The sequence below is a fragment of the Aphanothece microscopica RSMan92 genome, assembly GCF_046613545.2.
Classification (GTDB): domain Bacteria; phylum Cyanobacteriota; class Cyanobacteriia; order PCC-6307; family Cyanobiaceae; genus NIES-981.
In genome coordinates this window covers 92,612-115,712 of sequence record NZ_JBKKKY020000002.1, presented here as the reverse complement: position 1 = coordinate 115,712, position 23,101 = coordinate 92,612, and the positions used below count along the sequence as shown (strand labels likewise).

Sequence of the window (23,101 nt, the reverse complement as noted above, 5' to 3'; positions counted from 1 at the left end):
GCGGGACGGTCGGCTGCGGGGCGACCCTATCCGCCACGCGCAGCCCGGTCCGCCGCCGCGGCCACCACCGCCTCGAGCCACGCCTCGATCCGCGCCGCGAAGGCCTGCTGGGAACAGGTCTGCTCAACCCAGCGGCGGCAGCCGGCCCGGGGGACCGCCAGGGCCCGCTGCACCGCAAGCCGCAGGCCATGGCGATCATCCGGTGGGGCCAGCGCCCCGTTGGTACCTTCCTGCACCAGCTCGCCGGGGCCGCCGCGGGCATAGGCGGCGACGGGCACGCCGCAGGCCATGGCCTCCACCACCACGTTGCCGAAGGCCTCGTTCCACTTCGGGGTGTTGAGCAGCACCGCACAGCGACCGAGCTCCTGCTGAAGCCGCTCCGTCGGCAGAAAGCCACGCCACTGGATCGTGCCCGCCGGCACCGAAGCCTCCACCCGCCGGGCGTAGGCCCCATCCTCCTCCAGGCCCCAGACGGCCAGGGGCATCTGCAGATCCGCGGCCACCGCGGCGGCATCCTCCAGGCCCTTCTCCGGGGCAACCCGGCCCGCCCAGCCCAGCAGGGGATCGCCGCTGGGGGCGAAGTGGTAGCGGGTCAGGTCGAAGCCGTTGCCCACCAGACGGGGGGCGCCCGGCAGGCTGAAATCCCCAGCCTGGGCCGCGGTGTGGAAGGCAAAGTGCTCGGGATGGTGCTGTGCCACTGCGGCGACCACCGCATCCATGGCCTCACCCACCGACCCCATGCTGATCAGATGGGCCAGGGGGCACGCGGTGTGCGGCGTCAACCAGATCGGCAGCCAGTCGTAGGCCAGGTTGACGATCACATCGAAGCCGGCCTGATGGAGGAGGGCGCGTTGCCAGAGCTTCGGCAGCACGCCATCCACCGGAATCTCCACCGGAGCGTCCCGGTGGCGGTGCTGCCAGCTGGGCTGGTCGACACCCGCTTCACACCAGAGCGCGGCGCCGCTGCAGGCCGGGGGCAGCCGGGAGCCCTCCCCGGCGAGCACGGTCAGGCGATGGCCGCGCTCCAGCAGTCCCGCGACCAGGGCCGTGGCGGTGAGTTCCACCCCCCCACCCCGGCCACTGCCCAGGCTGCCCACCGGCGTGCTCACCACCAGCACCCGCATCAGCGGTGCCCCTGCCAGAGCTGCTGGCGGCGGTTGATCAGCAGCACCGAACTGAGAGCCAGGGCCGCCCCCAGCCACTGCAGGGGCAAGAGCCGCTCCTCCAGCCAGGCCACCCCACAGAGCACCGCGAAGACAGGGGTGAGAAAGGTCAGGGCGGTGAAGCCGGTGAGGTCGCCGCTGCTGGCGAACCAGAAGAACAACCCATAGGCCAGGGCACTGCCGAGCAGCGTGGCGTAGGCCATCAGGCCCCACTGGAGCGGCGACCAGGCGGGCAGCCAGGGGCCGCCGCCGGCGAGGGCAGGCGCCTCGGCCAGCAGCAGCAGGGGCAACCCTCCCAGCACCATGTGCCAGCCGGTGATCGCCACCGGATCACTGCGGCGGGCGGCATAGCGGCACAGCACCGTCCCGACCGCCATGGCCACCGCGGCCCCCAGCATCCAGAGCTCCCCGTGACTCCAGGCCGACTGGTCGAGGGACGCGGGTCCCTCCAGCCACCAGTGCCGCAGGACCGGTCCGGGCAGGCCCAGGCAGAGGATGCCCAGCAACCCCAGCAGCAGACCGAGCCAGCCCACCGGGTTGATCGCCTCCCCGAACAGGCTCCGGGCCAGCAGGGCCACCAGCAGCGGCTGGGAATCGATCAGCACCGACCCCAGGCCGGCCCCGGTCTGACCCAGGCCACGGGTCAGCAGCCCCTGGAACAGGCTTCCATCCACGAGCGCGAAGGCCAGCAACCAGGGCCAGTCGGCCGGATCGATCCGGAGCGAGCGGCCCAGCAGGACGGCGGCCAGCAACACCACAGCACCGGCGGGCAGGAGCCGCAGGGTGGCGATGGCCCAGGGCGAGCCCCCCGTGAGCAGGGGCTTCATCGCCGCCATCGCCGTACCCCAGAGGGCGAACGGCAGGATCATCAGAAGCCAGCGGAGGGGCTGGGGCATCGGAGCCGGTTCGGAGCTTCTTTTTAAGATCCAGCCACCTTCTCCCGTTCCCATGGTCTGGCCCTGGCGCCGCAAGACACGCCGCACCATGGCGCGGATCAGCATCGAGGGCCCGATCGGGGGCGGCACCCGCACCCGCGTGCTCAAGGCCCTGCGCCAGGTGGAGGAGCGGGAGTGTCCGGCCCTGCTGCTGCGGATCGACAGCCCCGGCGGCACCGTGGGGGACAGCCAGGAGATCCACAGCGCCCTGCTGCGGCTGCGGGACAAGGGTTGCCGCGTGGTGGCCAGCTTCGGCAACATCTCCGCCTCCGGAGGGGTCTACATCGGTGTGGCGGCCGAGAAGATCGTGGCCAACCCCGGCAGCATCACCGGCTCGATCGGGGTGATCCTGCGGGGCAACAACATCTCCAAACTGCTGAAGCGCCTCGGTGTCAGTTTCGAGACCGTCAAGAGCGGCCTCTACAAGGACATCCTCTCGCCGGACCGGGCCCTGACCCAGGCCGAACGGGACCTGCTGCAGGACCTGATCGACTCGAGCTACACCCAGTTCGTGGCGGCGGTGGCCGAGGGCCGCGGCCTGACGGAAGAGACCGTGCGGCAGTTCGCCGATGGCCGCGTCTTCAGCGGAGCCCAGGCCCGGGAGCTGGGACTCGTGGATCAGCTCGGCGACGAGGAGGCGGCCCGCCGGCTGGCGGCGGAGCTGGCCGGCCTCGATGCCGACAAGACCCGGCCGATCACCTTCGGAGCCCCGCCACGGCGTTTCGCCGGGCTCATCCCCGGCCGGGGTCAGCTCCGCCGGCTGGGCCAGTTGCTCAGCCTGGAACTGGGCTGGAGCGGCCAACCCCTCTGGCTGTTCCGCCCATGAGCGAGCCCCTGGAGCTGCGTGCCCTGCGGGGAGCCACCACCGCCAGCGGCAACACCGTCGAGGCCATCGCCGAGGCCGTCGGCGAGCTGGTGGATGCGCTGGTCGAACGCAACGGGCTGGCGGGGAGCAGGGTGCTGTCGGTCACCTTCTCCGTGACCGCCGATCTGGATGCCTGCTTCCCGGCCGCCATCGCCCGCCGCCGGCCCGGCTGGGAACAGGTGGCCCTGATCGACTGCCAGCAGATGGCCGTCGCCGGGGATCTGGGCCACTGCATCCGGTTGCTGGCCCACGCCTGGATGGAGCCCGGACGCCCCCCCTGCCATCCCTACCTCCGCGAGGCGAGCCGCCTCCGGCCGGACCGCGCCAGCCCAGAGGCCGACCACCACCACACTCCTTCCTCCCGGGGCTCTGCTGAGAATTGAGCCATTGATCCTGTGGAGGCCCAATGGGTTTCAACCCACTACGCCACCCTCGCGCTCTGGCCGCCGCCGCGGGGCTGGGAGCCGCAGCCCTGACTGGCGTTGGGCTGCTCCATCCGGCTGGCCTGCAGCCCGCGGCCCAAGCCCAGGGCACCTCCGGACTGGTGGAGTTCCGCTGGGAGAACAGCCGCGACTACCGCAAGCTCTACTTCTTCATGACCGATACCCAGCGCCTCAAGCGCTCGGAGTATTACCTGCTGCTTCGGCCCAAGGACCGGAAGACCGCCATCCTCAAGCTGAGCATCACCATTCCGAAGTACTTCGACGCCAAGATCGATCCGTCGCGGGTGCAGCTCTGCAAGATGAATGAGGGTGGGATGCTGTCGCGCACCCGCTGCGTCGAGAAGATCCCCGCCACCATCGAGATCGCCGAGAATGGCGGAGCGATCGAGATCTTCCCCGACACCCCGGTTTCGGACGAGGGAACGATCGGGGTTTACATCAAGCTCTTCAACCCCTTCAACGTGGGGATGTATCAGTTCAACGCCCTGGCCCAGGCCCCCGGTGAGGTGCCCATCTCCGGCTACCTGGGCAGCTGGCTGATCCAGATCGATCCCCCCAGCAACTGACGGTCGGCGGCCCTGCCTGCCGGGGCGTCTCCAAGCCGCCTGATAGGTTGGCGCCAACGCCCTATTCCGACGCGTCGCCAGGAGCGAGCACGAAGCCATGACCAAGCGCACCCTCGAAGGAACCAGCCGCAAGCGCAAGCGTGTGTCCGGTTTCCGGGTCCGGATGCGGACCCACACCGGCCGCCGGGTCATCCGCACCCGTCGCCGCCGCGGCCGGTCCCGCCTCGCCGTCTGAGCGCTTGGCCCTGCCTCGCTGCCACCGGCTGAAAGGGGAACGGGTCTTCGACAGTCTCTACCGCAAGGGTCGGCAGTTGCACGGCCCTTTTTTGATGCTGCGGTGGCTGCCGGCCCGCGCCGAGCTCCTGCCCATGAGCCAGCGGGGCTCAGCCACCTCCCCCTGGCGCTGCGGCGTGGTGGTGAGCACGAAGGTCCACAAGCGCGCCGTGCAGCGCAACCGCCTGCGCCGCCTGATCCACGGCCACCTGCTGCAGCTTCCCCTCGGGCAGGCCGACAGCCCGGTGTGGCTGCTGATGAGTCTGAAGCCCGGCTGCGCCGAACGCACTCCTGACGCCCTGCTGGGAGAATGCGAGCAGCTTCTGCACCGAGCAGGCCTGACACCATGAGCAAGCAGAGCCCAGCAGAGATCCAGGAAACGGTCTTCTTCGAGGGAGGTCCGGCCCGGGGCGACCTGATCGTCAATCTGCTCTTCGGCCTCACCGTGATCGGCCTGCCCTTCGCGGTCGGCGCGATCGTGCGGGCCCTCTGGCTGCGTTTCCGCATCACCAACCGACGGATCGAGGTCAATGGCGGCTGGCGCGGACGGGAGCGCACCCAGGTCGTCTACAGCCAGATCCGCGAGGTGCGCAGCGTGCCCCGCGGCTTCGGGGCCTGGGGTGACATGGTGCTGGTGCTCACGGACGGAGCCAAGCTCGAACTGCGCTCGGTGCCCCGCTTCCGGGATCTCGAGGCCTACATCGAGGAGCGCCGCCAGGCCGCCCGTCCCGCCCCACCCCGGGGCATGGCCGCCTGAGCCTCAGGCACACTGATCCACGCTTTCCCCTCACCCCCAAGCCCCCTCCGCCGTGATCGGCTACATCTCCGACAACCTGCTGCTCCCGATCCTCGACTTCTTCTACGGATTGGTGCCGAGCTACGGGCTGGCGATCATTGCCCTCACGGTGGTGATCCGGCTGGCACTCTTCCCACTCAGCGCAGGCTCGATCCGGAACGCCCGGCGCATGCGCATCGCCCAGCCGGTGATGCAGAAGCGTCAGGCGGAAATCCGCTCCAAGTTCGCCAGCAACCCCCAGAAGCAGCAGGAGGAGCTGGGCAAGTTGATGAAGGAGTTCGGCAGCCCCCTGGCCGGCTGCCTGCCCCTGCTGGTGCAGATGCCCATCCTCTTCGCCCTGTTCGCCACGCTCCGCGGCTCACCGTTCGCGGATGTGCCCTACACCCTGAACCTCAAGGTGCTGCCGGCCGAGCAGGTGGCGACCATCGAGCCCAAGCCCTTCAACAGCGCCAGCCACGCGATCTTCGTCTCCAACACCGAGCACGTGCCGGTGATCGCCAGCCTGGAGAATGGCAACAAGCTGGGGGTCGGCAGCCGCGAGACGGTGAACCTCCACACGAAGACCGGCCAGAGCTTCGACACCGTGCTGGCGGACGTGGAGAACGGCAGCGCCTTCACGCCCAGCTGGAGCGTGACCAAGGGCGAGGGTGTGGTCAGCGTCGATCAGAACGGCACGATCACGGCTCTCGCCCCCGGCGATGCCACCGTTGAAGGGAAGATCCCCGGCCTGGCGGCCCGCAGCGGCTTCCTGTTCATCAAGGCGCTGGGCCAGGTGGGCTTCATGACCGAAGGCACGGTCAACTGGGACATCGCCGGACTTGTGGCGGCCTTCGGGGCCTCGCTGTTCATCTCCCAGATCCTCTCCGGACTGGGCATGCCCCCCAACCCCCAGCAGTCCACCGCCAACAAGATCACGCCGGTGATGATCACGGCGATGTTCCTGTTCTTCCCCCTGCCGGCCGGGGTGCTGCTCTACATGGTGGTGGCCAACGTCTTCCAGGCCCTCCAGACCTATCTGCTCACCCGGGAGGCCCTGCCGGACAACCTCCAGGCCATCCTCGATCAGCAGCTGGCCCAGCAGACCGTCACCGTCTCCCCCGCCGGAGCCTCCGGGGGACGTCTGCCCTTCGAGCCGAAGGGCAAGAAGTAGCCAGCGCCATCCCGCGCTCCCCCCAGTGCCATGTCCGTCGATCCAGCGTGCCCGCCAGCCGGGCCCCGGGGCAGCGCCTCCGACCTCAGGCCCATCCCGATCCAGGATCTGCGCGGCCTCGCTGAGGGCCGCACCTGGACCGTGGAGCAGCACCTCGAGGGCCTCGCCAGCCTCACCCCGGTGCGGGGCGCGCTCCGGGCCGTTCACTGCGGCAACGTGCTGGCGGTCGACGGCCGGGCCACCACGATCCTCACCCTGCGCTGCGACCGTTGCCTGCAGCACTTCAACCACCCGCTGGGCTTCCACACCCGTGAACTGATCTGGCTCGGCGAAGCGGCCCGCCAGCAGGGGGTGGACAGCGAGCTGCTGGAGGGCCCCGCCACGGAGCTGGAGCTCGATCCCGATGCCCTCACCGAGAGCCTGGACCCCCGCGGCCATTTCGATCCGGCCCACTGGATCTTCGAGCAGCTCAGCCTGCAGCTGCCCCTGGTGAACGACTGCGGCGAGGAGTGTCCGGGGCCCAGCACCTGGAGCAGCGACGCCAGCCGTGGGGATCCCCGCTGGGCCGCCCTGGCCGCCCTGCGCGAGCCGCCGCAGGACACCCCATGAGCACCGACAGCTGGGCAGACCAGCTGGATCTGATGATTCGGGCGCGCACGCCGATCATCTGGATCCGCAGCCTGGAGGAGCAGCGGGTCGAGTCGCTGCTGGAGGCGGCGGCGCGACGTCTCGGCGACCGCCTCCTGCTGCGCTGGGATTTCGTGGAGGGACTGGCCGGCCTGCCCAACCGGGAGGGGGAGGCGGCCCGGAACCCGATGGCCGCCCTCGCCTGCCTCGATTCCCTTCCCGCCGACCAGGGCGCCATCCTGCTGCTGCGCGACTTCCATCGCTACTGCGAGGACGCCGGCATCTGCCGCCGCCTGCGCAACCTGTCGCGCCAGCTGCGGCTGGCGCCCCGCACCCTGATCATCACCGCTCCGGACTGGCAGCTTCCGCTCGATCTCGATGACTGCATCACCCTGCTGGATCTGCCCCTTCCCGACGCCGACGAGATCGGCCAGCTGCTGCGCTCCATCGCCGGGGCGAGCGGCCAGCCCCTCGACGCCGCCGTGCTGGCGGAACTCACCGCGGCCTGCCACGGGTTGAGCGAGCAGCGGGTGCGCCAGCTGGCCGCCCGGGCCCTGGCGCGCCGTGGCCGTCTCGGGGCCGATGACCTGGCCGAGGTTCTCGAGGAAAAGCGCCAGGCCATCGCCAAGAGCGAGCTGCTCGAGTACTGCCCCAGCAGCTCCACCCCAGCCGACATCGGCGGGCTGGAAACCCTCAAGCACTGGCTGGAACAACGGCGGATGGCCTTCAGTGCCGAAGCCCGGGCCTATGGCTTGCCCCTGCCGCGCGGTGTCCTGCTGGTGGGTCCCCAGGGCACGGGCAAGTCCCTCACCGCCAAAGCCATCGCCCACAGCTGGGCGATGCCCCTGCTGCGCCTGGATGTGGGACGGCTGTTCGCCGGGCTGGTGGGAGCGTCGGAAGCGCGCACCCGCGACATGATCCAGCGGGCCGAGGCGATGGCGCCGTGCGTGCTCTGGATCGATGAGATCGACAAGGGCTTCGGGCTGGCCGCCACCGGAGACGGGCGCAGTGACGGGGGGACCACGCAGCGGGTGCTGGGCACGGTGCTCACCTGGATGGCCGAGAAGACCAGCCCGGTGTTCGTGGTGGCCACGGCCAATGCCGTGGAACGCCTTCCTCCGGAGCTGCTGCGCAAGGGCCGCTTCGACGAGATCTTCCTGCTGGACCTGCCCAGCCCCGAGGAACGCCACGCCATCTTCGATCTCCAGCTGAAGCGACGGCGGCCCGACCATCGCATTCCGCTGGAGGTGCTGGTGGACCGCACGGCCGGGTTCTCGGGCGCCGAACTGGAGCAGACCGTGATCGAGGCCATGCACCTGGCCTTTGCCGAGCGGCGGGAGTTCGGCGAGGCCGACCTGATCGCCGCCGCCAGCCAGGTGGTGCCCCTGAGCCGAACGGCGCGGGAACAGCTCGAGGCCCTGCACCAGTGGGCCAGCACCGGACGGGCGCGACCGGCCTCGAGATTGCGGCGCGTAACGAACTCCGACGCCAGGTAACAAGGCTCTCCTGGGGGAGGGGCCGCATCAGCCGCCCTCCCTACGGTCTGCGGAAGCCCATGGCCTTCCCATGACCCCCAGCCCCACCCCCCGCGACCGCAGCGAACTGTTCACCCAGCTGGCGGTCGCCTGCATCGGGGCGGGGGTCGTCACGACCGTGGCGGTGGCCCAGGGGCAGAATCCCCTCACAGCGCTGGGCATCACCCTCTTCTCGGCCGTGGCGGCCGTGATGCTGGGTCAGGTGCTCTAGGCCCTGCATCCAGCCGGGGCCTCGCCAGGTGAAGGGGGCGCTCCAGCCGGCCGCGCGCCGCTGGTTGGCCGGCCACTTTGCAAAGGGGATCCCCAGCGTTGTGAATCCCTGCATCGCCGGATCAGGGTGAAGTTGTGGTTGTTCCGGTCTCCCTGGGCCATGGCCTTCATCACCTCCCCGTCTCCCCTGCGTCGCCTGGCGCTGCCCGCTGCGGGCATGGCCCTGGTGATGACCTGCAGCAGCACCCTTCCTGCCGTGGCGGCGGTGGTTCAGACCGCCTCGCCCATCCCCCACGAGCTGCTGCTCGCCAAGGACGACGACAAGGACGAGAAGAAGAAACGCAAGAAGAAAAACAAGGACAACCAGCAGCAAGAGAACAGGAACGAGAACAAGCGGAAGAACAGCAAGTCCTCCGATCAGAACCGCAAGGATCGCAAGGAGCTCAACCAGAAGGAGCGCGATCGGATCTATCGCCAGGGCGTGAAGGACGGCAAGGACAAGGGCTTCGAGAAAGGCAAGGAACGCGGCTACGAAAAGGGTGTGCGTTCCGGCTACCGGGAGGGCCTCGACAAGGGACGCGACCGCGGCTACGACCGGGGCTACAACAAGGGCTACAACCGTGGCTACCAGCGCGCTTCGGATCGCTGGAAGGATTGGGACAGCAACCGTTGGCGGGACTACAACCGCCGCGACCGCAACATCTGGACCCGTCGGACCGTGGTCAACAACTACTACGGCAATCCCGGCTGGGCCCGCAACCGCGGTTGGTACAACAACCGCCCCTGGGGCGGCGGCTGGTACGGCGGATGGGGCTCGAGCTCGCCGCCTTGGGGCTGGTGGTTCGGTCAGTCCCTGGTCTGGGGAATCACCACCCTGACTACGGCGGCGATCATCAACAACGCCATCGACCGGGCCATTGAGCGGCGTCAACCCACGGTGATCGTGCCGAACACCGACTGGCAGCTTTACTACGGCAGTGTGCAGCCGGTCCAGGATTACGGCGCGACCTTCGCGGTCTACAACGGCATGGGCACCTACCAGATGGAGGCTGACTGCAACGAAGGGCTCCTCAACGGGGATGTGCCGAGCACCCCGGCCGAGGCCCAGCTCCTCAATGCGGCCTGTCAGGTGACCTTCGGCGCCGGTCAGATCTGACCAGCAGGCCGGGGCTCCCAGCAGCCCGGTTCACCAGCCCCCGGTTCAGCCCGATGCCCCCGACCCTGCGCGATCAGCTGCCGGCCCTGGCCAACAAGGCCTACTTCAACTACGGCGGCCAGGGCCCTCTGCCCACGCCGAGCCTGGAGGCCATGGTCACGGCCTGGCAGCGCATCCAGGAACTCGGCCCATTCACCGACGACGTCTGGCCCTTTGTGGAATCCACGGTGGCGCGGCTGCGGCGGCGGCTGGGGTGCTGGCTGGGGGTGCCGCCCCACCGCCTGAGCTTCACCGAGAACGTCACCAGCGGCTGCGTGCTGCCGCTGTGGGGGCTGCCCTGGCAGGCCGGCGATGCGTTGCTGCTCAGCGACTGTGAGCACCCCGGCGTGGTGGCCGCCTGCCGGGAGCTGGCCCACCGCCATGGCCTGAGCCTGCACAGCCTGCCGGTGGCGGATCTGCTCGGCAGCCCCGCGGCCACGGATGCGGCGGTGCTGGAGCGGCTGGAGGCGGCGCTCACACCCCGGACCCGGCTGGTGGTGCTCTCCCATCTGCTCTGGAACACCGGCCAGATCATGCCGCTCGAGCAGGTGGCCGCGCACCTGCAGGATCACCCCCGCCGGCCCTGGCTGCTGGCCGACGCCGCCCAGGCCCTCGGCAGCCTTCCCGTCGCCGCCGCCGCCGCGGTCGTCGACATCTATGCCTGCACCGGCCACAAATGGTGCTGCGGTCCGGAGGGCCTGGGCGTGGTGGCCCTGTCCGAACGGGTGCTGGCCGAAGCCAGGCCCACCCTGATCGGCTGGCGCAGCCTCAGCCACGAAGGCACGCCGGCCAGCGGCTTCCATGCCGATGGGCGGCGCTTCGAGGTGGCCACCTCCTGCATCCCCCTGTTCGCCGGACTGGACTGTTCGCTGCAGCTGCTCGAAACCGAGGGGAGCGCCGAGGAACGCCACGCACGCCTGCGCAGGAGTGCGGGGGATCTCTGGCGGCAACTGCAGGATGTGCCTGGGTTGGACACGCTGCTCCAGGTGGAGCCGCCCGCCGGTCTGGTGAGCTTCACCCTGGCCGGCATGTCTCCGGTCGAAGTGGTGGGCCAGCTGGGCCGGCAACGGGTGTGGCTGCGCAGCCTGGATCAGCCCGCCTGCCTGCGGGCCTGCACCCACCTGCCCACGAACGCCGCCGACCTGGAGGCCCTGCTGAACGCATTGCGAAGTACCGCCAAAACCTGATCCACAGGCCGATGTCAGCGCCACACTGACGGTGTCAGCACGGCCCTCGCCATGGCCCTTCCGCAGTCCAGACTCCCCCTCCCTCCAGGAGCCGTCCTTGCCGTGAGCGCTGCGGCAGCGGCCACCCTGGCGACCTTGCTCGGCACGCCGCCGGCCGTGGCGGCCCAGGCCAGCGCCGAGCAGCGCCAGGCGGCCGAGAAGGCCTGCCTGCAGCAGGCCGCCCAGGAGGGCTTCCGCTCCGATCGAAGCCGGGTGAGCGCCAGCCGCTCCCTCGTGGATGGGAAGGTGGAGGTTGTGCTGCAGGCGAGCCGCGACGGCCTCACCCAGACCAGCCTCACCTGCTCCTACGCCGCCGGCCAGGGCGTCATCGCCATGCTGGAGGGGAAGCTGGAGCCAGGCTCCCAGAAGCAGTCGCCCTACGCCTCCGCCAAGGACACCATGGCCGGTGCCGGCGAAACCGCCCAGGAGAAGGCCGCCGAGGCGCTCGCCCCGATCAACGGCAAGCTCGCAGCCGGCAGCGAGAAAGAATCGCCCTACTCAGCCGCCAAGGAGGCAGGAGGGGCCTCCCTGGAACCCACCCTGGCCCGGCTCTGGGGCCTGGCACTGCCACTGGCTCTGGCGCTGGGCAGCTACGGCTGGCTGCGAAGCAGGGAGACGATGTGAGCCGCGCTCAGCTTTCGCCGGCCTCCAGCAGATGGCGCTGCACCCAGCCGGCCAGCAGGGCACCCACGATCGGAGCCAGCCAGAACAACCACAGCTGAGCCATGGCATCGCCTCCTGCCCACACGGCCACGCCGGTGCTGCGGGCCGGGTTCACGGATGTGTTGGTGACCGGGATGCTGATCAGATGGATCAGCACCAGGGAGAGCCCGATCGGCACGCCGGCCATGCTCGGGAAGGTGTCGCGGTGGGTGGACCCGAGAATCACCAGCAGGAAGATGAAGGTGAGCACCACCTCGATGATCAGGGCGGCCCAGAAGCTGTAGCCACCCGGTGAGTGGGCACCGAATCCATTGGTGGCCAGAGGATTGCTGCCGCTCAGCTCAAACCCGGCTCGGCCACTGGCCACGCCGTAGAGCAGCCCACCGGCGACGATGGCCCCCAGAACCTGGGCCACCACATAGCTCAGCAACTGGGAGCCCGGAAAGCGGCCGCTGGCCCACAGCCCGAAGCTGACCGCGGGATTGATGTGGCAGCCGGAGATCCGCCCGATCGTGTACGCCATGGTGAGCAGGGTGAGACCGAAGGCCAGCGCCACCCCAAGGAAACCGAGACCGAGCGGATTGGCATCGGCCTGGGCATAGGGAAAGACCGCGGCCAGCACGGCGCTGCCGCAGCCCCCGAGTACGAGCCAGAAGGTCCCGATGAATTCGGCGAGAAATTTCTTGGAGAGAGGAACCGCCGCTGCCATGCCGATCCGGAAATTGTGCCGAACTTAGCGCCATGCGCTCAGACGATCCCGCTCAGACCGTCCGGGCCATGAGCGCCTTCTCGGCCTCCTCGCGATCGTCGAAGTGGATCTTCGTGGTGCCGAGGATCTGGTAGTCCTCGTGGCCCTTGCCGGCGATCAGCACCAGGTCGCCGGCCTGCGCACTGGCGATCGCCATGGCGATGGCCGTGGCCCGATCGCCCTCCACCTGCAGATCGGTCCCGGCGGGAATGCCGGCCACCACATCCTCGAGAATCCGCGCGGGATCCTCCGTGCGGGGGTTGTCGGAGGTGACCACCACCCGGTCGGCCAGACGGGCCGCGATCGCCCCCATCTGGGGGCGCTTGCTGCGGTCGCGGTCGCCACCGCAGCCGAACACGCAGACCAGGCGCCCCTGGGTGAAGGGCCGGCTGGCCGTCAGGGCATTGTCCAGACCATCGGGGGTGTGGGCGTAGTCGACGAGCACGGCCGGCTGCCCCTCCAGCCCACGGCCCATCACGCGTTCCATGCGGCCGGGCACCCCGCGGAAACTGTCCAGCCCATCGAGGAGCAGGGGCAGAGGCATCCCCTGCTGAAGCAGCGCGCCCACGGCCTGCAGCAGGTTCATCAGGTTGAAGCGGCCCAGCAGGGGGGAGCGGAACCGGCCTTCGCCCACCGGGGTGACCAGCCGCCCCCGCACCCCGCTGCTCTCCATGGTCAGAGCGTCGATGAACAGGTCGGCGTCGGCGTCGCGCAGGGAACTGCTCCAGCAGCGCTCCCCCAGCTGGGCGGCCAGCTGGGCCCCCCAGGGATCGTCCCGGTTCACCACGGCAGAGGGGGTGCCCTTCTCCAGGAGCAGGGGAGCCGCAAAGAGGCTCGCCTTGGCGGCGAAGTACGCCTCCATGGAGGGGTGGTAATCGAGGTGATCCTGGGTGAGGTTGGTGAACACGGCGCCGGCGAAACGGCAACCCGCCACCCGCTGCTGGTCGAGGGCGTGGGAACTCACCTCCATCGCGGCGATGCGGGCGCCGGCATCGGCCGCCTGGGCCAGCTGGGCCTGCAGCAGATCGGCGAAGGCGGTGGTGTGCTGGGCGGTGACGGCATGGCCGGGCCAGCGGTTCTCGAGGGTGCCGAACAGCGCCGCCGGAGTGCCGGCGGCGGCGGCCAGATGCTCGATCAGGTGGGTGGTGGTGGTCTTGCCGTTCGTGCCGGTGACCCCGATCAGGGCCATCCGCTGGCTGGGCTGGCCCCAGAAGGCGGCGGCCAGCAGCCCCGCCCAGCGGGCCATCGCCCCATCCGTCACCAGCACGGGATCGCCCGCCGCCGGGGGGTCGGCGGCGGCGGCCGCAGGGCTCACCACCGCGGCACAGGCGCCGGCCGCGAGTGCCGAACGCCAGAAGGCCCCGCCGTCCACCTGGTTGCCAGGCAGACCCACGAACAGGGTGCCGGGGCCCACCCGGCGGGAGTCGCAGCTGATCGCTTCGACAGACGCCTCGGGAAAGTCGGCGGGTACCTGCAGTCCCACGTCGCGCAGCAGGGGGTGAAGCCGGTGGTTCATGGGCCGCTCAGCCGGGAGGTGGCGCCGTTCTAGGCGCTCCGGCCAGGAAAACCGTTCCTCCGCAACCAAACCAGCAGCGCTTCGTCCACCAGACGAGGCGGCACCCTCGGCAGCACCTGCTCCCCCTGGGGGCTCTGCCAGGCCAGCACGGGCACCTCCAGACCGAAGCGGGCCTGGAGGGCCGGATCCTCATCCACATTCACCACCTCCAGATCCGGCGCGGCAGCGAGCCCGCGCAGCTTCTCCTCGAGGCCCTCGCACAGGCAGCAGCCCGGGCGGGAATAGAGCCGCAGCATGGTCATGGGGAAGGGGGAGGAGCGGGTCAGTCGGGCACCGGATCACAGCCGCAGGGCGTGAACGGATGGCAGCGCAGCAGACGCTGCAGGGTGAGCCAGCTGCCGCGCCAGGGTCCATGGCGGCGGATCGCCTCCAGGCCGTAGGCGCTGCAGCTGGGGATGAAGCGGCAGCGGGGTCCGAGCAGGGGCGAGAGGAAACGGCGGTAGGCGCCGATCAGCCCCAGCAGGAGCAGGGCCAGCCAGCGGGAGGGCCCCGGGGGCAGCCCGAGCGGCTCAGGGACCGGGGTGAGTCCGAGGGCCTCGGGGCCAACCGATAGGATCGATCGTTGGCGCGTCAAAGCGCGGGCTGCGGACGCTCTCCAGCTTGCCCGAGCAACCGTCGCCACGGGCCCCCATCCGGCGGGGCCGTTCCGTCCCACGACCTTCTTTTCATGTCTCGTTACCGCGGCCCTCGTCTGAGGATCACGCGGCGCTTGGGAGACCTCCCCGGTCTCACCCGTAAGTCCGCCAAGCGGTCTTATCCCCCCGGTCAGCACGGCCAAGCCCGTCGCAAGCGCTCCGAATACGCCATCCGTCTGGAAGAGAAGCAGAAGCTTCGCTTCAACTACGGGATTTCCGAACGTCAGCTGGTCCGCTACGTGAAGAAAGCCCGCGCCCAGGAAGGTTCGACCGGAACCAACCTGCTCAAACTGCTCGAGAACCGTCTCGACAACATCTGTTTCCGTCTCGGCTTCGGCCCCACCGTGCCCGGTGCCCGGCAACTGGTGAACCACGGTCACGTCATGGTGAACGGCCGCGTGGTGGACATCGCCAGTTACCAGTGCAAGGCCGGTGACGTGGTCGCCATCCGGGAACGCAAGCAGAGCAAGCAACTGGCTGAAGGCAACCTGGAATTCCCCGGTCTGGCCAACATCCCGCCCCACCTGGAGCTCGACAAGAACAAGCTCACCGCCAAGGTGATCAGCAAGTGTGAGCGCGAGTGGGTCGCCCTCGAGATCAACGAACTGCTGGTGGTGGAGTTCTACTCCCGCAAGGTCTGAGCAGACCGCACCGCTGTCGGCGGGGTCGAGGGCGCCAGGCCTTCGGTCCCTCGATTCACCCAGCCCCCGCCGAACGGTGGGGGCTTTTTCCGTGGGGGCCGGGGGCGCGGCGGCTTCAGCCCTCGATCAGGGTCTCCAGGGCCGCCGTCACATCGGCCTGCCGCATCAGCGCTTCACCCACCAACACGGCATCGGCTCCCGCTCCCTGCACCCGGTCGAGGTCCTCCCGGCTGAACAGTCCCGATTCGCTCACCAGCAGAGCCCCTCGCTGCCGGAGCTGATCGCCGTAGCCGGCCATCAGCGCTTCGGTCGTGGCCAGATCGGTGTGGAAGGTGGCCAGGTCGCGGTTGTTGATGCCGATCAGGCTCACGCCGTCGAGGGCGAGCACCCGCTCCAGCTCCTCGGCATCGTGGACCTCCACCAGGGCCGTCAGCCCCAGGCTGCGGGTGACCTTGAGCAGGTAGGCCAGATCCTGGTCGGTGAGGATCGCCGCGATCAGCAACGCCGCATCGGCTCCTGCGGCACGGGCCTGGTAGAGCTGGTAGGGGCTGAGGATGAAGTCCTTGCAGAGCAGGGGCAGATCCACCGCCTGGCGCACCTGCACCAGCACGTCGAATCCACCCTGAAAAAACGACCGGTCGGTCAGCACCGAGAGGCAGCTGGCACCACCGGCGGCATAGCCGCGGGCGATCGCCACCGGATCGAAGTCCTCCCGGATCACCCCCTTGCTGGGGCTCGCCTTCTTGATCTCGGCAATCACCGCGGGCTTGCGGCAGCTGGCCCGCAGCGCCGCCAGGAAATCGTGGGTGGGGGGAAGCTCGGCCACCTGCTGGCGGAGCTTCTCGAGCGGCACCCGCTGCCGGTCGCTGGCGACCTCCCGGTCCTTCTCCCACACGATCCGCTCGAGGATGTGGCGGGGCTCAGCCTCGTCATGGGGAATGGCGTACTCCAGATGGGCCACCTTCACCTTGGGGTTGGGTGGTCGGCGACGGATCTCCATGGCTCAGGCGGTGTGAGGGGATTGGGTGGTGCGTCAGCGCGGGGCTGGGGCGCTCAGTCCACCGCCATGGCGGCCTGTTTGTAGGCGACTTCGACCACCTCGCTGAGGGTGGGGTGGGTGTGCACCTCCCGAGCGAGCTCCACCACGCTCTGGCGGCGGGCCACCGCGTTGGCGATCTCCTGGATCAGGTCGGCCGCGTGCAGCCCATAGATGTGGGCCCCCAGCACTTCGCCACTGGCCTTGTTGAACAGGAGTTTCATCAGACCGTCGCTCTCCAGTTCGGCCAGGGCCTTGGAATTGGCCTTGAAGTAGCTGCGCACGCTGCCGAGCTCGAAGCCCTCCCGCGAAGCCAGCTCCCTGGCATCGGCTTCGCTCAGCCCCACCGAGCTGATCTCCGGGTGGGTGAAGGTGGCCGCGGGGATCGAGCGGTAATCGATGGCGCGGGCGTGCCCGAGGATGTTGTCGACAGCCACGGTGCCCTGGGCGGCCGCCGTGTGGGCAAGCATCATCTTGCCGGTGACATCCCCCACGGCCCACAGGTGGGGCACGGGTTCCCCCTGCACCAGCACCCGCATCCGCTCATCCACCGGAACGAAGCCGCGGTTGGTCTCCACCCCCACCGCCGCCAGGTTGAGATCCTTGCTGCTCGGCACCCGACCGGTGGCCACGAGCACGGCATCGACCTCCAGGGTCTCGACGAGTTCCCGGCTCTGCATGTCGGCCAGTTCGATCGTCACGGGGCAGCCGGGGGTGACCTTGCGGGCCAGCACGCCGGCGCGGGCGTCGATGTCGCGGCCGTCGATCAGGTGACGGGCGGCGATCTTGGCGATGTCCGGATCGAAGGTGGGCATGACCCGATCCAGCGCCTCGATCATCGTCACCTCGCAGCCGAGGGCCGTGTAGACATCGGCGAATTCCAGGCCGATGTAGCCGCTGCCGATGATCGCCAGCCAGCGGGGCAGCCATTCCAGGCTCACGGCCTCGTCGCTGGTGAACACCGTGCGGCCGTCGGTCTCGATGCCCGGCGGCACGAAGGGCTCGGAGCCTGTGGCCAGAATCACGTCCCTGGCGCTGTAGGTGCGCTCCAGGCCACTGCCGCTCTCCCGCACGGTGACCTGCTGGGAACCGGCCAGGCGTCCGCTGCCCCGCAGGATGGTGGCCCCGGCCCGCTCCAGGGTTCTGGTGAGGTTGGTGCGGATCGTCGCCACCAGCTGGTTGGCATGGTCGGCGATCTTCTGGCGCTCGAACCGCACCGGGGCCGCATGGATGCCGAAGCCGGCCAGATGCTCGGCATCGGCCAGTTCGCGCACCCGGCCGCTGGCGGCCAGCAGCGCCTTGCTCGGCACACAGCCCCGGTTCACGCAGGTTCCACCCATGTCGCGGGATTCCACGATCGCCACCCGCAAGCCATGGTCGGCAGCGTGTTTGGCCGCATCGAAGCCGCCGTAGCCGGCCCCGATCACGATCACGTCGTAGTCGAAGGCGCCGTTGAAGGGGGCGTCGCTCACCGGGGGCCGTACTCAGCTGGCGGGCATTCTCCCCCGTCGCAGGCCGCGCGTCAGGATTCGGCCTGCTGCCGCCACCGCTCCAGCAGCAGAGGCGCCGCGGCCACCGCCACATTCAGGGACTCCACGGCGGCGCTGTGGGGGATGGTGACCCGGTGGGTGGCCCGCTCCACCAGCTCGGGTGCCAGGCCCGCCCCCTCCTGCCCCAGCAGCAGCACGGTGGGACGCCGCCAGTCGAGCTGCCAGTAGGGCAGGGCGCCGCTGTGGGGTGGCAGGGTGGCCACCACCTGCAGGGCGCTCTGTCCGGCCAGCGCGTTGAGCTTGTCCACCAGCTCAGCACGGCTGCAGCGGCGGGTCGGCAGCGCGAGGGCGGCGCCGGCGGAGGCCCGCAGCACCTTGGGCTGGAGCGGATCAGCCCCCTCGGCGAGCCAGAGGGCCTGCACCTGGGCGGCCAGGGCGGTGCGCATCAGCGTGCCCAGATTGCCCGGATCCTGGAGGGCGTCGAGCGCCAGCACCAGGCCAGGCCGCGCCGGCCCCCAGCTGGGCGTGGGCAGCGGCAGGGTGAGCACCACCCCATCGGGGTGCTCGGTGGTCGCCACCGCGTCCAGCACCTCGGGGGTCACGGCGACCGGACGCCACGACCCGGCCAGCCCCTCCAGCAGGGCGGCGTGGGCATCGAACCAGGCCGGGGTGGCGACCAGCTCCCGGGGTTCCAGGGCCAGGCGCGACACCTCCTCCACCAGATGGGTGCCCTCCAGCAGGGCGAGCCCCTGCTCCCGCCGGCCCCGGGGCTGGTGAAGCTGCCGCAACCGGCGCACCAGAGGGTTGCGGCGGCTGGCGATGACCTCCGGCAAGGGGGCCACGGGGAGGTGCGATCCGGGGTTCAGAACCGTTCGTGGCGGCGCACGCGCAGGGCGTCGTGCATGACGAGCTCGGCCTCATCGAGCTCGAGGCCCCGCACCGCCGCCACCTCCCCCTTGATGCCTTCGGCGCGGAGGTTCTCGATCAGCTTGCGCAGGACGATGTCCTCGACGGTGGTCTGGTCGAGGCCATCAGGGGTGAGACTCTCCAGAAACTTGCCCACCTTCGAGGCAACCACCTCGGAGGAGTTGGATATTTTTAGGAGAATCATGAGATTGAAAATGCGGATGGGGAGACTTGAACTCCCACGACATTGCTGCCACTAGTACCTGAAACTAGCGCGTCTACCAATTCCGCCACATCCGCGTGGCTGCCGCGTGGCTGCTGCTCAGCGACCCGAAAAGGATACGCCATGGAGCCGCCCGCCCCCGATCCGGCCCCGCGCTGTCCCGGCGCCCGTCAGGCCAGTTCGCGCGGCGGCCGTCTAGACGGTCTCACGTTTTGTTGTCAAGATGCGGCGACCAGGGAGCCCGGAAGGCCTGATCATGAGCTATTCAGCCATTCACGCCGCCACCCCGACCCCTGAGACGCCTGATCCCCAGCTGCTGATCAGCGGCGGACGCCGGCTGAGCGGCGAAGTTCAGGTGAGTGGTGCGAAGAATTCCGCCCTGGTGCTGATGGCGGCCTGCCTGCTCACCCGCGACACCGTGCGGCTGCGCAACGTGCCCCCGCTGACGGACATCACGGGCATGGGCGAGATGCTCACCAGCCTCGGCGGCAGGGTGAGCCGGGATGGCGACAGCCTCGACCTCGACGGTTCGGGGATTCACAGCGCCACCGCTCCCTATGAACTGGTCAACAGCCTGCGGGCCAGCTTCTTCTGCATCGGTCCCCTGCTGGCCCGCATGGGCATGGCGAAGGTTCCGCTGCCCGGCGGCTGCCAGATCGGCACCCGCCCCGTCATCGAGCATGTCAAGGGGCTCAAGGCCCTCGGCGCCCAGGTCACCATCGAACACGGGGTCGTCACCGCCGTGGTGCCCGGGCGTGGTCACCGCCTCACCGGCAGCCGCATCCACCTCGACTGTCCCAGCGTCGGTGCCACCGAGACCCTGATGATGGCCGCCGTCCTCGCTGACGGCGAGACGGTGATCGACAACGCGGCCCAGGAGCCCGAAGTCATCGACCTGGCGGGCCTGCTGCTGGCGATGGGTGCGCGGGTCCGCGGCGCCGGCACCCCGACGATCACCATCGTGGGTGTGGACCGCCTCCATGGCGCCGATTACGCCGTCATCCCCGACCGGATCGAGGCGGGAACCCTGCTGCTCGCCGCAGCGATCACCCGCTCCCAGCTGCGGGTGACCCCCGTCATCCCGGAGCACCTTGGGGCGGTGCTCACCAAGCTCGAGGAGGCCGGCTGCACCCTGGAGCCCGACGGCATCGGCCTCACCATCAAGGCCGATGTCATCCAGGCCGTCGACCTGCGCACGCAGCCGTTCCCCGGCTTCCCCACCGACCTGCAGGCCCCGTTCATGAGCCTGCTGGCCACGGCCCGGGGCACCAGCGTGATCACTGAGAACATCTTCGAGAACCGGCTCCAGCACGTGGCCGAACTGCAGCGCATGGGGGCCGCCATCCGCATGCAGAGCAACACCGCCTTCATCGAGGGGGTGGGCAGGCTGAGCGGGGCCCCGGTCCAGGGAACCGATCTGCGGGCTTCCGCCGCGATGGTGCTGGCCGGTCTGGCGGCCGAAGGCATCACCACGGTGCGGGGCCTGGAGTTCCTCGACCGGGGCTATGCCGGTCTGGAGGACAAGCTCAACGCCGTGGGGGCCTCGATCCAGCGGGTCGTCTCGGCGGCCGATGCCCCGAGGACCAGCCTGCAGGCCAGCCTGGCCGCGTAAGCTCGCGCTCGAGGGAGCGTGCCGGAATTGGTAGACGGACTCGACTCAAAATCGAGCGCCTTCGGGCATGTGGGTTCGAGTCCCACCGCTCCCACTGCTGAGGTGCCCCCTGCAGCACCGGTCGGCCAGGTCGATCCGGTGATGGACACCTATGCCCGCTTCCCGATCAGCCTCACCCGGGGGCGGGGTGCCTGGGTGTGGGACGACCGGGGCAGGCGATACCTCGACTGCGTCGCCGGCATCGCCGTCTGCACCCTGGGCCACAGCGACGCCCGGATGCGGCGCGCCCTGAACCGCCAGCTGGGCAAGCTGCAGCACGTCTCCAATCTGTACCGCATCCCCGAGCAGGAAGAGCTGGCCGGCGCCATCACCGCCCGGAGCTGTTTCGACCGGGTGTTCTTCTGCAACTCCGGCGCGGAGGCCAACGAAGCGGCCATCAAGCTGGCCCGCAAGCATGGCCAGACGGTGCGGGGGATCCAGGGAACGGAAGCCCGCCCTCCCCTGATCCTCACCGCCCAGGCCAGCTTCCATGGCCGCACCCTCGCCGCGGTCACCGCAACGGGACAGCCCAAGTACCACCGGGGCTTTGAACCGATGGTCTCCGGCTTCCGCTACTTCCCCTACAACGACACGGCCGCCTTCGAAGCCCTGCTGGCCTCCTCCGAAGCGGAGGGCCCGCAGGTCGCGGCCGTGCTGCTCGAACCCCTCCAGGGGGAGGGCGGGGTGCATCCGGGGGATCGGGCCTTCTTCCAGCGGGTGCGCGAGCTCTGCGATGCCCGGGGGATCCTGCTCGTCTTCGACGAGGTTCAGATCGGCGTGGGACGCAGCGGCCGGCTCTGGGGTTACGAGACCCTCGGAGTCGAACCCGACGCCTTCACCCTCGCCAAGGGGCTCGGCGGGGGCATCCCGATCGGCGCCCTCGCCGTGAAGCGGGCGGTGGATCACTTCAGACCCGGCGATCACGCCAGCACCTTCGGCGGCAACCCCTTCGCCTGCCGTGCTGGGCTCACCGTGCTGGCCGAGATCGAACGGCGCCAGCTGCTCGGCCACGTGCAGCGCACCGGCCAGCTGCTGCAGCAGACCCTCGGGGATCTGGTGAAGCGGCACCCCCAGCAGCTGGCCGGCGTGCGCGGCTGGGGCCTGCTCCAGGGCCTGGTGCTGCGGCCTGAAGCCCCGCCGGCTCCGGCCGTGGTCAAGGCCGCCCTGGAGGAGGGTCTGCTGGTGGTGCCGGCGGGTGCCGATGTGGTGCGGTTCGTCCCCCCCCTGACCATCCAGCCCCGCCAGGTGCGTCAGGCGGTGGAGCGGCTCGAGAAGGCCCTGATCGGCCTTGGCTGAGACCACGGACGTCCTGCCGGGCGCCACCGACGACTTCGCCGACCTGATCGAGCCCTTCAGCCGCCGGGGTGTCGATCTGGGGCTGGAGCGCCTGCAGGCGGCCCTGGCGGACCTGGGCCACCCGGAGCGCCGGTTCGCGGCGATCCAGGTGGCCGGCACCAACGGCAAGGGATCGATCTGCACCCTGCTCCACCAGGCCCTGCTGGCCGCCGGACTCCGGGCCGGGCTCTACACCTCCCCCCATCTGGTGAGCTGGACGGAGCGGATCCGACCTGGGGCCGAACCTATCGCCGCCGCCAGCCTGCGCCACCACCTGCAGGCGGCCGCCGCGGCGGCCCAGCGCCATGGCCTCACCCCGTTCGAACTGGTCACGGCCGCCGCATTCCTGGCCTTCGCCGAGGCCGGGCTCGACCTGGTGGTCCTGGAGGTGGGCCTGGGCGGCCGGCTGGATGCCACGACCTGCCACCCCGACAGGCGGGTGATCGGCTTCGCCTCGATCGGCCTGGATCACGCCGAGTTCCTCGGGCCGGACGCGGCCAGCATCGCCGCCGAGAAGGCCGCGGTGCTGCAGCCGGGAGCCTGGGCGGTCAGCGGGCCCCAGCAGCCCGAGGTGGCGGCGGTGCTGGGCGCCCAGGCCCGGCGGATGGGCGCCAGGCTGGAGTGGGTGGAGCCGCTGGATCCCAGCGCGTGGGTCCTGGGCCTGCCGGGGGGCGTGCAGCAGCTCAACGCCGCCGTGGCCCTCGGCATGCTGCGGGCCCTGCGCGCCCAGGGCTGGACCATCCCCGAGGCGGCCATCCGCCGGGGCTTCGCCGCAGCCCGCTGGCCCGGAAGGCTGCAGCGGATCCACCGGCTGGGCGTTCCGCTGCTGCTCGACGGCGCCCACAACCCGCCGGCGGCGCAGCGGCTGCGGCGGGAACTCGACCAGCACGGCCAGCGGCATGGCCTGGGGCCGGGCCCCCGCCGGTGGGTGCTGGGCATGCTGGCCAACAAGCAGGGGGTGGAGATCCTGCAGGCCCTGCTGGGGCCGGGGGATCGGGCCTGGATCGTGGCGGTGCCGGGTCATGCGTCCTGGACCGCGGCGGCGCTGCAGGACGCCTGCCCCGCTGCGGGGGTTGGGCTCGAGCAGGCCGAGGATCTGTCGGAGGCGATCCGCAGGGCCGCCGCCGGGGGCTCCGGGCAGCCCGTGCTGGTGGCCGGCTCCCTGTACCTGATCGGCCACCTGCTCGCGGCGAGCGCGCCAGAGTGAGCGCAG

27 protein-coding genes and 2 tRNA genes are annotated in these 23,101 nt (G+C 70.1%); 18 read left to right on the top strand and 11 right to left on the bottom strand.

Annotated elements, in window-relative coordinates:
- Positions 1-26 precede the first annotated feature (26 nt).
- Together ACLD7X_RS01235 and ACLD7X_RS01230 are read right to left on the bottom strand one after the other, a co-directional pair.
- Positions 27-1,124 (bottom strand): glycosyltransferase, encoded by a 1,098-nt coding sequence (locus tag ACLD7X_RS01235; RefSeq protein WP_411421617.1) that lies wholly within the window; start codon positions 1,122-1,124, stop codon positions 27-29.
- A complete protein-coding gene (locus tag ACLD7X_RS01230) occupies positions 1,124-2,059 on the bottom strand; it encodes a DMT family transporter (protein ID WP_411421616.1) in 936 nt (311 codons plus the stop codon). Before ACLD7X_RS01230 ends, ACLD7X_RS01235 begins: the two co-directional genes overlap by 1 nt.
- Before the next feature lie 52 nt (positions 2,060-2,111).
- On the opposite strand from ACLD7X_RS01230, the gene sppA reads away from it, so the two are divergent.
- From sppA to ACLD7X_RS01165, 13 genes are all read left to right on the top strand, one after another.
- Positions 2,112-2,924 (top strand): signal peptide peptidase SppA, encoded by an 813-nt coding sequence (sppA, locus tag ACLD7X_RS01225; RefSeq protein ID WP_411421615.1) that lies wholly within the window; start codon positions 2,112-2,114, stop codon positions 2,922-2,924.
- Complete coding sequence (gene aroH, locus ACLD7X_RS01220; protein ID WP_411421614.1) at positions 2,921-3,346, top strand: chorismate mutase; 426 nt, start codon at positions 2,921-2,923, stop codon at positions 3,344-3,346. The genes sppA and aroH overlap by 4 nt, the downstream gene beginning before the upstream one ends.
- Positions 3,347-3,369: 23 nt before the next feature.
- The gene (locus ACLD7X_RS01215) at positions 3,370-3,972 is read left to right on the top strand and encodes a DUF2808 domain-containing protein (protein WP_411421613.1); all 603 of its coding nucleotides are present in this window, start codon (positions 3,370-3,372) and stop codon (positions 3,970-3,972) included.
- Between the two features lie 97 nt (positions 3,973-4,069).
- Positions 4,070-4,207, top strand: a complete 138-nt coding sequence (gene rpmH / locus ACLD7X_RS01210) for a 50S ribosomal protein L34 (protein WP_213178710.1) — start codon at positions 4,070-4,072, stop codon at positions 4,205-4,207.
- 4 nt (positions 4,208-4,211) lie between these two features.
- On the top strand, positions 4,212-4,595 hold the full coding sequence (rnpA, locus tag ACLD7X_RS01205) for a ribonuclease P protein component (protein WP_411421612.1): 384 nt from the start codon (positions 4,212-4,214) through the stop codon (positions 4,593-4,595).
- Positions 4,592-5,002, top strand: coding sequence for a PH domain-containing protein (locus tag ACLD7X_RS01200; protein WP_411421611.1), 411 nt, complete (start codon positions 4,592-4,594; stop codon positions 5,000-5,002). Before rnpA ends, ACLD7X_RS01200 begins: the two co-directional genes overlap by 4 nt.
- 52 nt (positions 5,003-5,054) lie before the next feature.
- On the top strand, positions 5,055-6,191 hold the full coding sequence (gene yidC, locus ACLD7X_RS01195) for a membrane protein insertase YidC (protein ID WP_411421610.1): 1,137 nt from the start codon (positions 5,055-5,057) through the stop codon (positions 6,189-6,191).
- 30 nt (positions 6,192-6,221) lie between these two features.
- Positions 6,222-6,800, top strand: coding sequence for a YceD family protein (locus ACLD7X_RS01190; protein WP_411421609.1), 579 nt, complete (start codon positions 6,222-6,224; stop codon positions 6,798-6,800).
- Complete coding sequence (locus ACLD7X_RS01185; protein WP_411421608.1) at positions 6,797-8,314, top strand: AAA family ATPase; 1,518 nt, start codon at positions 6,797-6,799, stop codon at positions 8,312-8,314. Before ACLD7X_RS01190 ends, ACLD7X_RS01185 begins: the two co-directional genes overlap by 4 nt.
- Before the next feature lie 70 nt (positions 8,315-8,384).
- Positions 8,385-8,564, top strand: a complete 180-nt coding sequence (locus ACLD7X_RS01180; protein ID WP_411421607.1) for a hypothetical protein — start codon at positions 8,385-8,387, stop codon at positions 8,562-8,564.
- 159 nt (positions 8,565-8,723) lie between these two features.
- Entirely contained in the window at positions 8,724-9,719 is a 996-nt protein-coding gene (locus ACLD7X_RS01175; protein WP_411421606.1) for a FliH/SctL family protein, read from the top strand.
- A 53-nt stretch (positions 9,720-9,772) separates the two neighbouring features.
- Positions 9,773-10,945 (top strand): aminotransferase class V-fold PLP-dependent enzyme, encoded by a 1,173-nt coding sequence (locus ACLD7X_RS01170; protein WP_411421605.1) that lies wholly within the window; start codon positions 9,773-9,775, stop codon positions 10,943-10,945.
- A 102-nt stretch (positions 10,946-11,047) separates the two neighbouring features.
- Positions 11,048-11,608, top strand: coding sequence for a hypothetical protein (locus ACLD7X_RS01165; RefSeq protein ID WP_411421604.1), 561 nt, complete (start codon positions 11,048-11,050; stop codon positions 11,606-11,608).
- 7 nt (positions 11,609-11,615) lie between these two features.
- On the opposite strand, the gene aqpZ is transcribed toward ACLD7X_RS01165, so the two are convergent.
- Genes aqpZ through yidD form a run of 4 tightly spaced genes read right to left on the bottom strand, consistent with a single transcriptional unit; the run spans position 11,616 to position 14,545 of the window.
- Positions 11,616-12,356, bottom strand: a complete 741-nt coding sequence (gene aqpZ / locus ACLD7X_RS01160; RefSeq protein ID WP_411421603.1) for an aquaporin Z — start codon at positions 12,354-12,356, stop codon at positions 11,616-11,618.
- A gap of 52 nt (positions 12,357-12,408) precedes the next feature.
- Positions 12,409-13,911: a UDP-N-acetylmuramoyl-L-alanyl-D-glutamate--2,6-diaminopimelate ligase gene (locus ACLD7X_RS01155; RefSeq protein ID WP_411421602.1), complete on the bottom strand. Its 1,503-nt coding sequence runs from the start codon at positions 13,909-13,911 to the stop codon at positions 12,409-12,411.
- Between the two features lie 29 nt (positions 13,912-13,940).
- Positions 13,941-14,213, bottom strand: a complete 273-nt coding sequence (locus ACLD7X_RS01150) for a glutaredoxin family protein (protein WP_411421601.1) — start codon at positions 14,211-14,213, stop codon at positions 13,941-13,943.
- 20 nt (positions 14,214-14,233) lie between these two features.
- Entirely contained in the window at positions 14,234-14,545 is a 312-nt protein-coding gene (gene yidD, locus ACLD7X_RS01145; RefSeq protein ID WP_411421600.1) for a membrane protein insertion efficiency factor YidD, read from the bottom strand.
- A 93-nt stretch (positions 14,546-14,638) separates the two neighbouring features.
- Between yidD and rpsD the strand changes: the two genes are divergently transcribed.
- Entirely contained in the window at positions 14,639-15,247 is a 609-nt protein-coding gene (gene rpsD / locus ACLD7X_RS01140) for a 30S ribosomal protein S4 (protein ID WP_411421599.1), read from the top strand.
- 115 nt (positions 15,248-15,362) lie between these two features.
- On the opposite strand, the gene trpC is transcribed toward rpsD, so the two are convergent.
- From trpC to ACLD7X_RS01115, 5 genes are all read right to left on the bottom strand, one after another.
- A complete protein-coding gene (gene trpC / locus ACLD7X_RS01135; protein WP_411421598.1) occupies positions 15,363-16,247 on the bottom strand; it encodes an indole-3-glycerol phosphate synthase TrpC in 885 nt (294 codons plus the stop codon).
- 53 nt (positions 16,248-16,300) lie between these two features.
- Positions 16,301-17,755, bottom strand: a complete 1,455-nt coding sequence (lpdA, locus tag ACLD7X_RS01130; protein ID WP_411421597.1) for a dihydrolipoyl dehydrogenase — start codon at positions 17,753-17,755, stop codon at positions 16,301-16,303.
- A 50-nt stretch (positions 17,756-17,805) separates the two neighbouring features.
- A complete protein-coding gene (locus ACLD7X_RS01125; RefSeq protein WP_411421596.1) occupies positions 17,806-18,615 on the bottom strand; it encodes a TrmH family RNA methyltransferase in 810 nt (269 codons plus the stop codon).
- A gap of 20 nt (positions 18,616-18,635) precedes the next feature.
- Positions 18,636-18,851 carry a hypothetical protein gene (locus ACLD7X_RS01120; protein WP_412006741.1) on the bottom strand — a complete coding sequence of 72 codons (216 nt, stop codon included), beginning with the start codon at positions 18,849-18,851 and terminating at the stop codon, positions 18,636-18,638.
- A gap of 44 nt (positions 18,852-18,895) precedes the next feature.
- A tRNA-Leu gene (locus ACLD7X_RS01115) sits at positions 18,896-18,979 on the bottom strand.
- 179 nt (positions 18,980-19,158) lie between these two features.
- Between ACLD7X_RS01115 and murA the strand changes: the two genes are divergently transcribed.
- The 4 genes from murA to ACLD7X_RS01095 all read left to right on the top strand — a co-directional run bounded on the left by murA (position 19,159) and on the right by ACLD7X_RS01095 (position 23,095).
- Positions 19,159-20,514, top strand: a complete 1,356-nt coding sequence (gene murA, locus ACLD7X_RS01110) for a UDP-N-acetylglucosamine 1-carboxyvinyltransferase (RefSeq protein ID WP_411421594.1) — start codon at positions 19,159-19,161, stop codon at positions 20,512-20,514.
- A gap of 12 nt (positions 20,515-20,526) precedes the next feature.
- A tRNA-Leu gene (locus ACLD7X_RS01105) sits at positions 20,527-20,608 on the top strand.
- A gap of 8 nt (positions 20,609-20,616) precedes the next feature.
- Complete coding sequence (locus ACLD7X_RS01100) at positions 20,617-21,849, top strand: aspartate aminotransferase family protein (RefSeq protein ID WP_411421593.1); 1,233 nt, start codon at positions 20,617-20,619, stop codon at positions 21,847-21,849.
- A complete protein-coding gene (locus tag ACLD7X_RS01095; protein ID WP_411421592.1) occupies positions 21,842-23,095 on the top strand; it encodes a bifunctional folylpolyglutamate synthase/dihydrofolate synthase in 1,254 nt (417 codons plus the stop codon). The genes ACLD7X_RS01100 and ACLD7X_RS01095 overlap by 8 nt, the downstream gene beginning before the upstream one ends.
- The last annotated feature ends 6 nt before the right edge of the window (positions 23,096-23,101 follow it).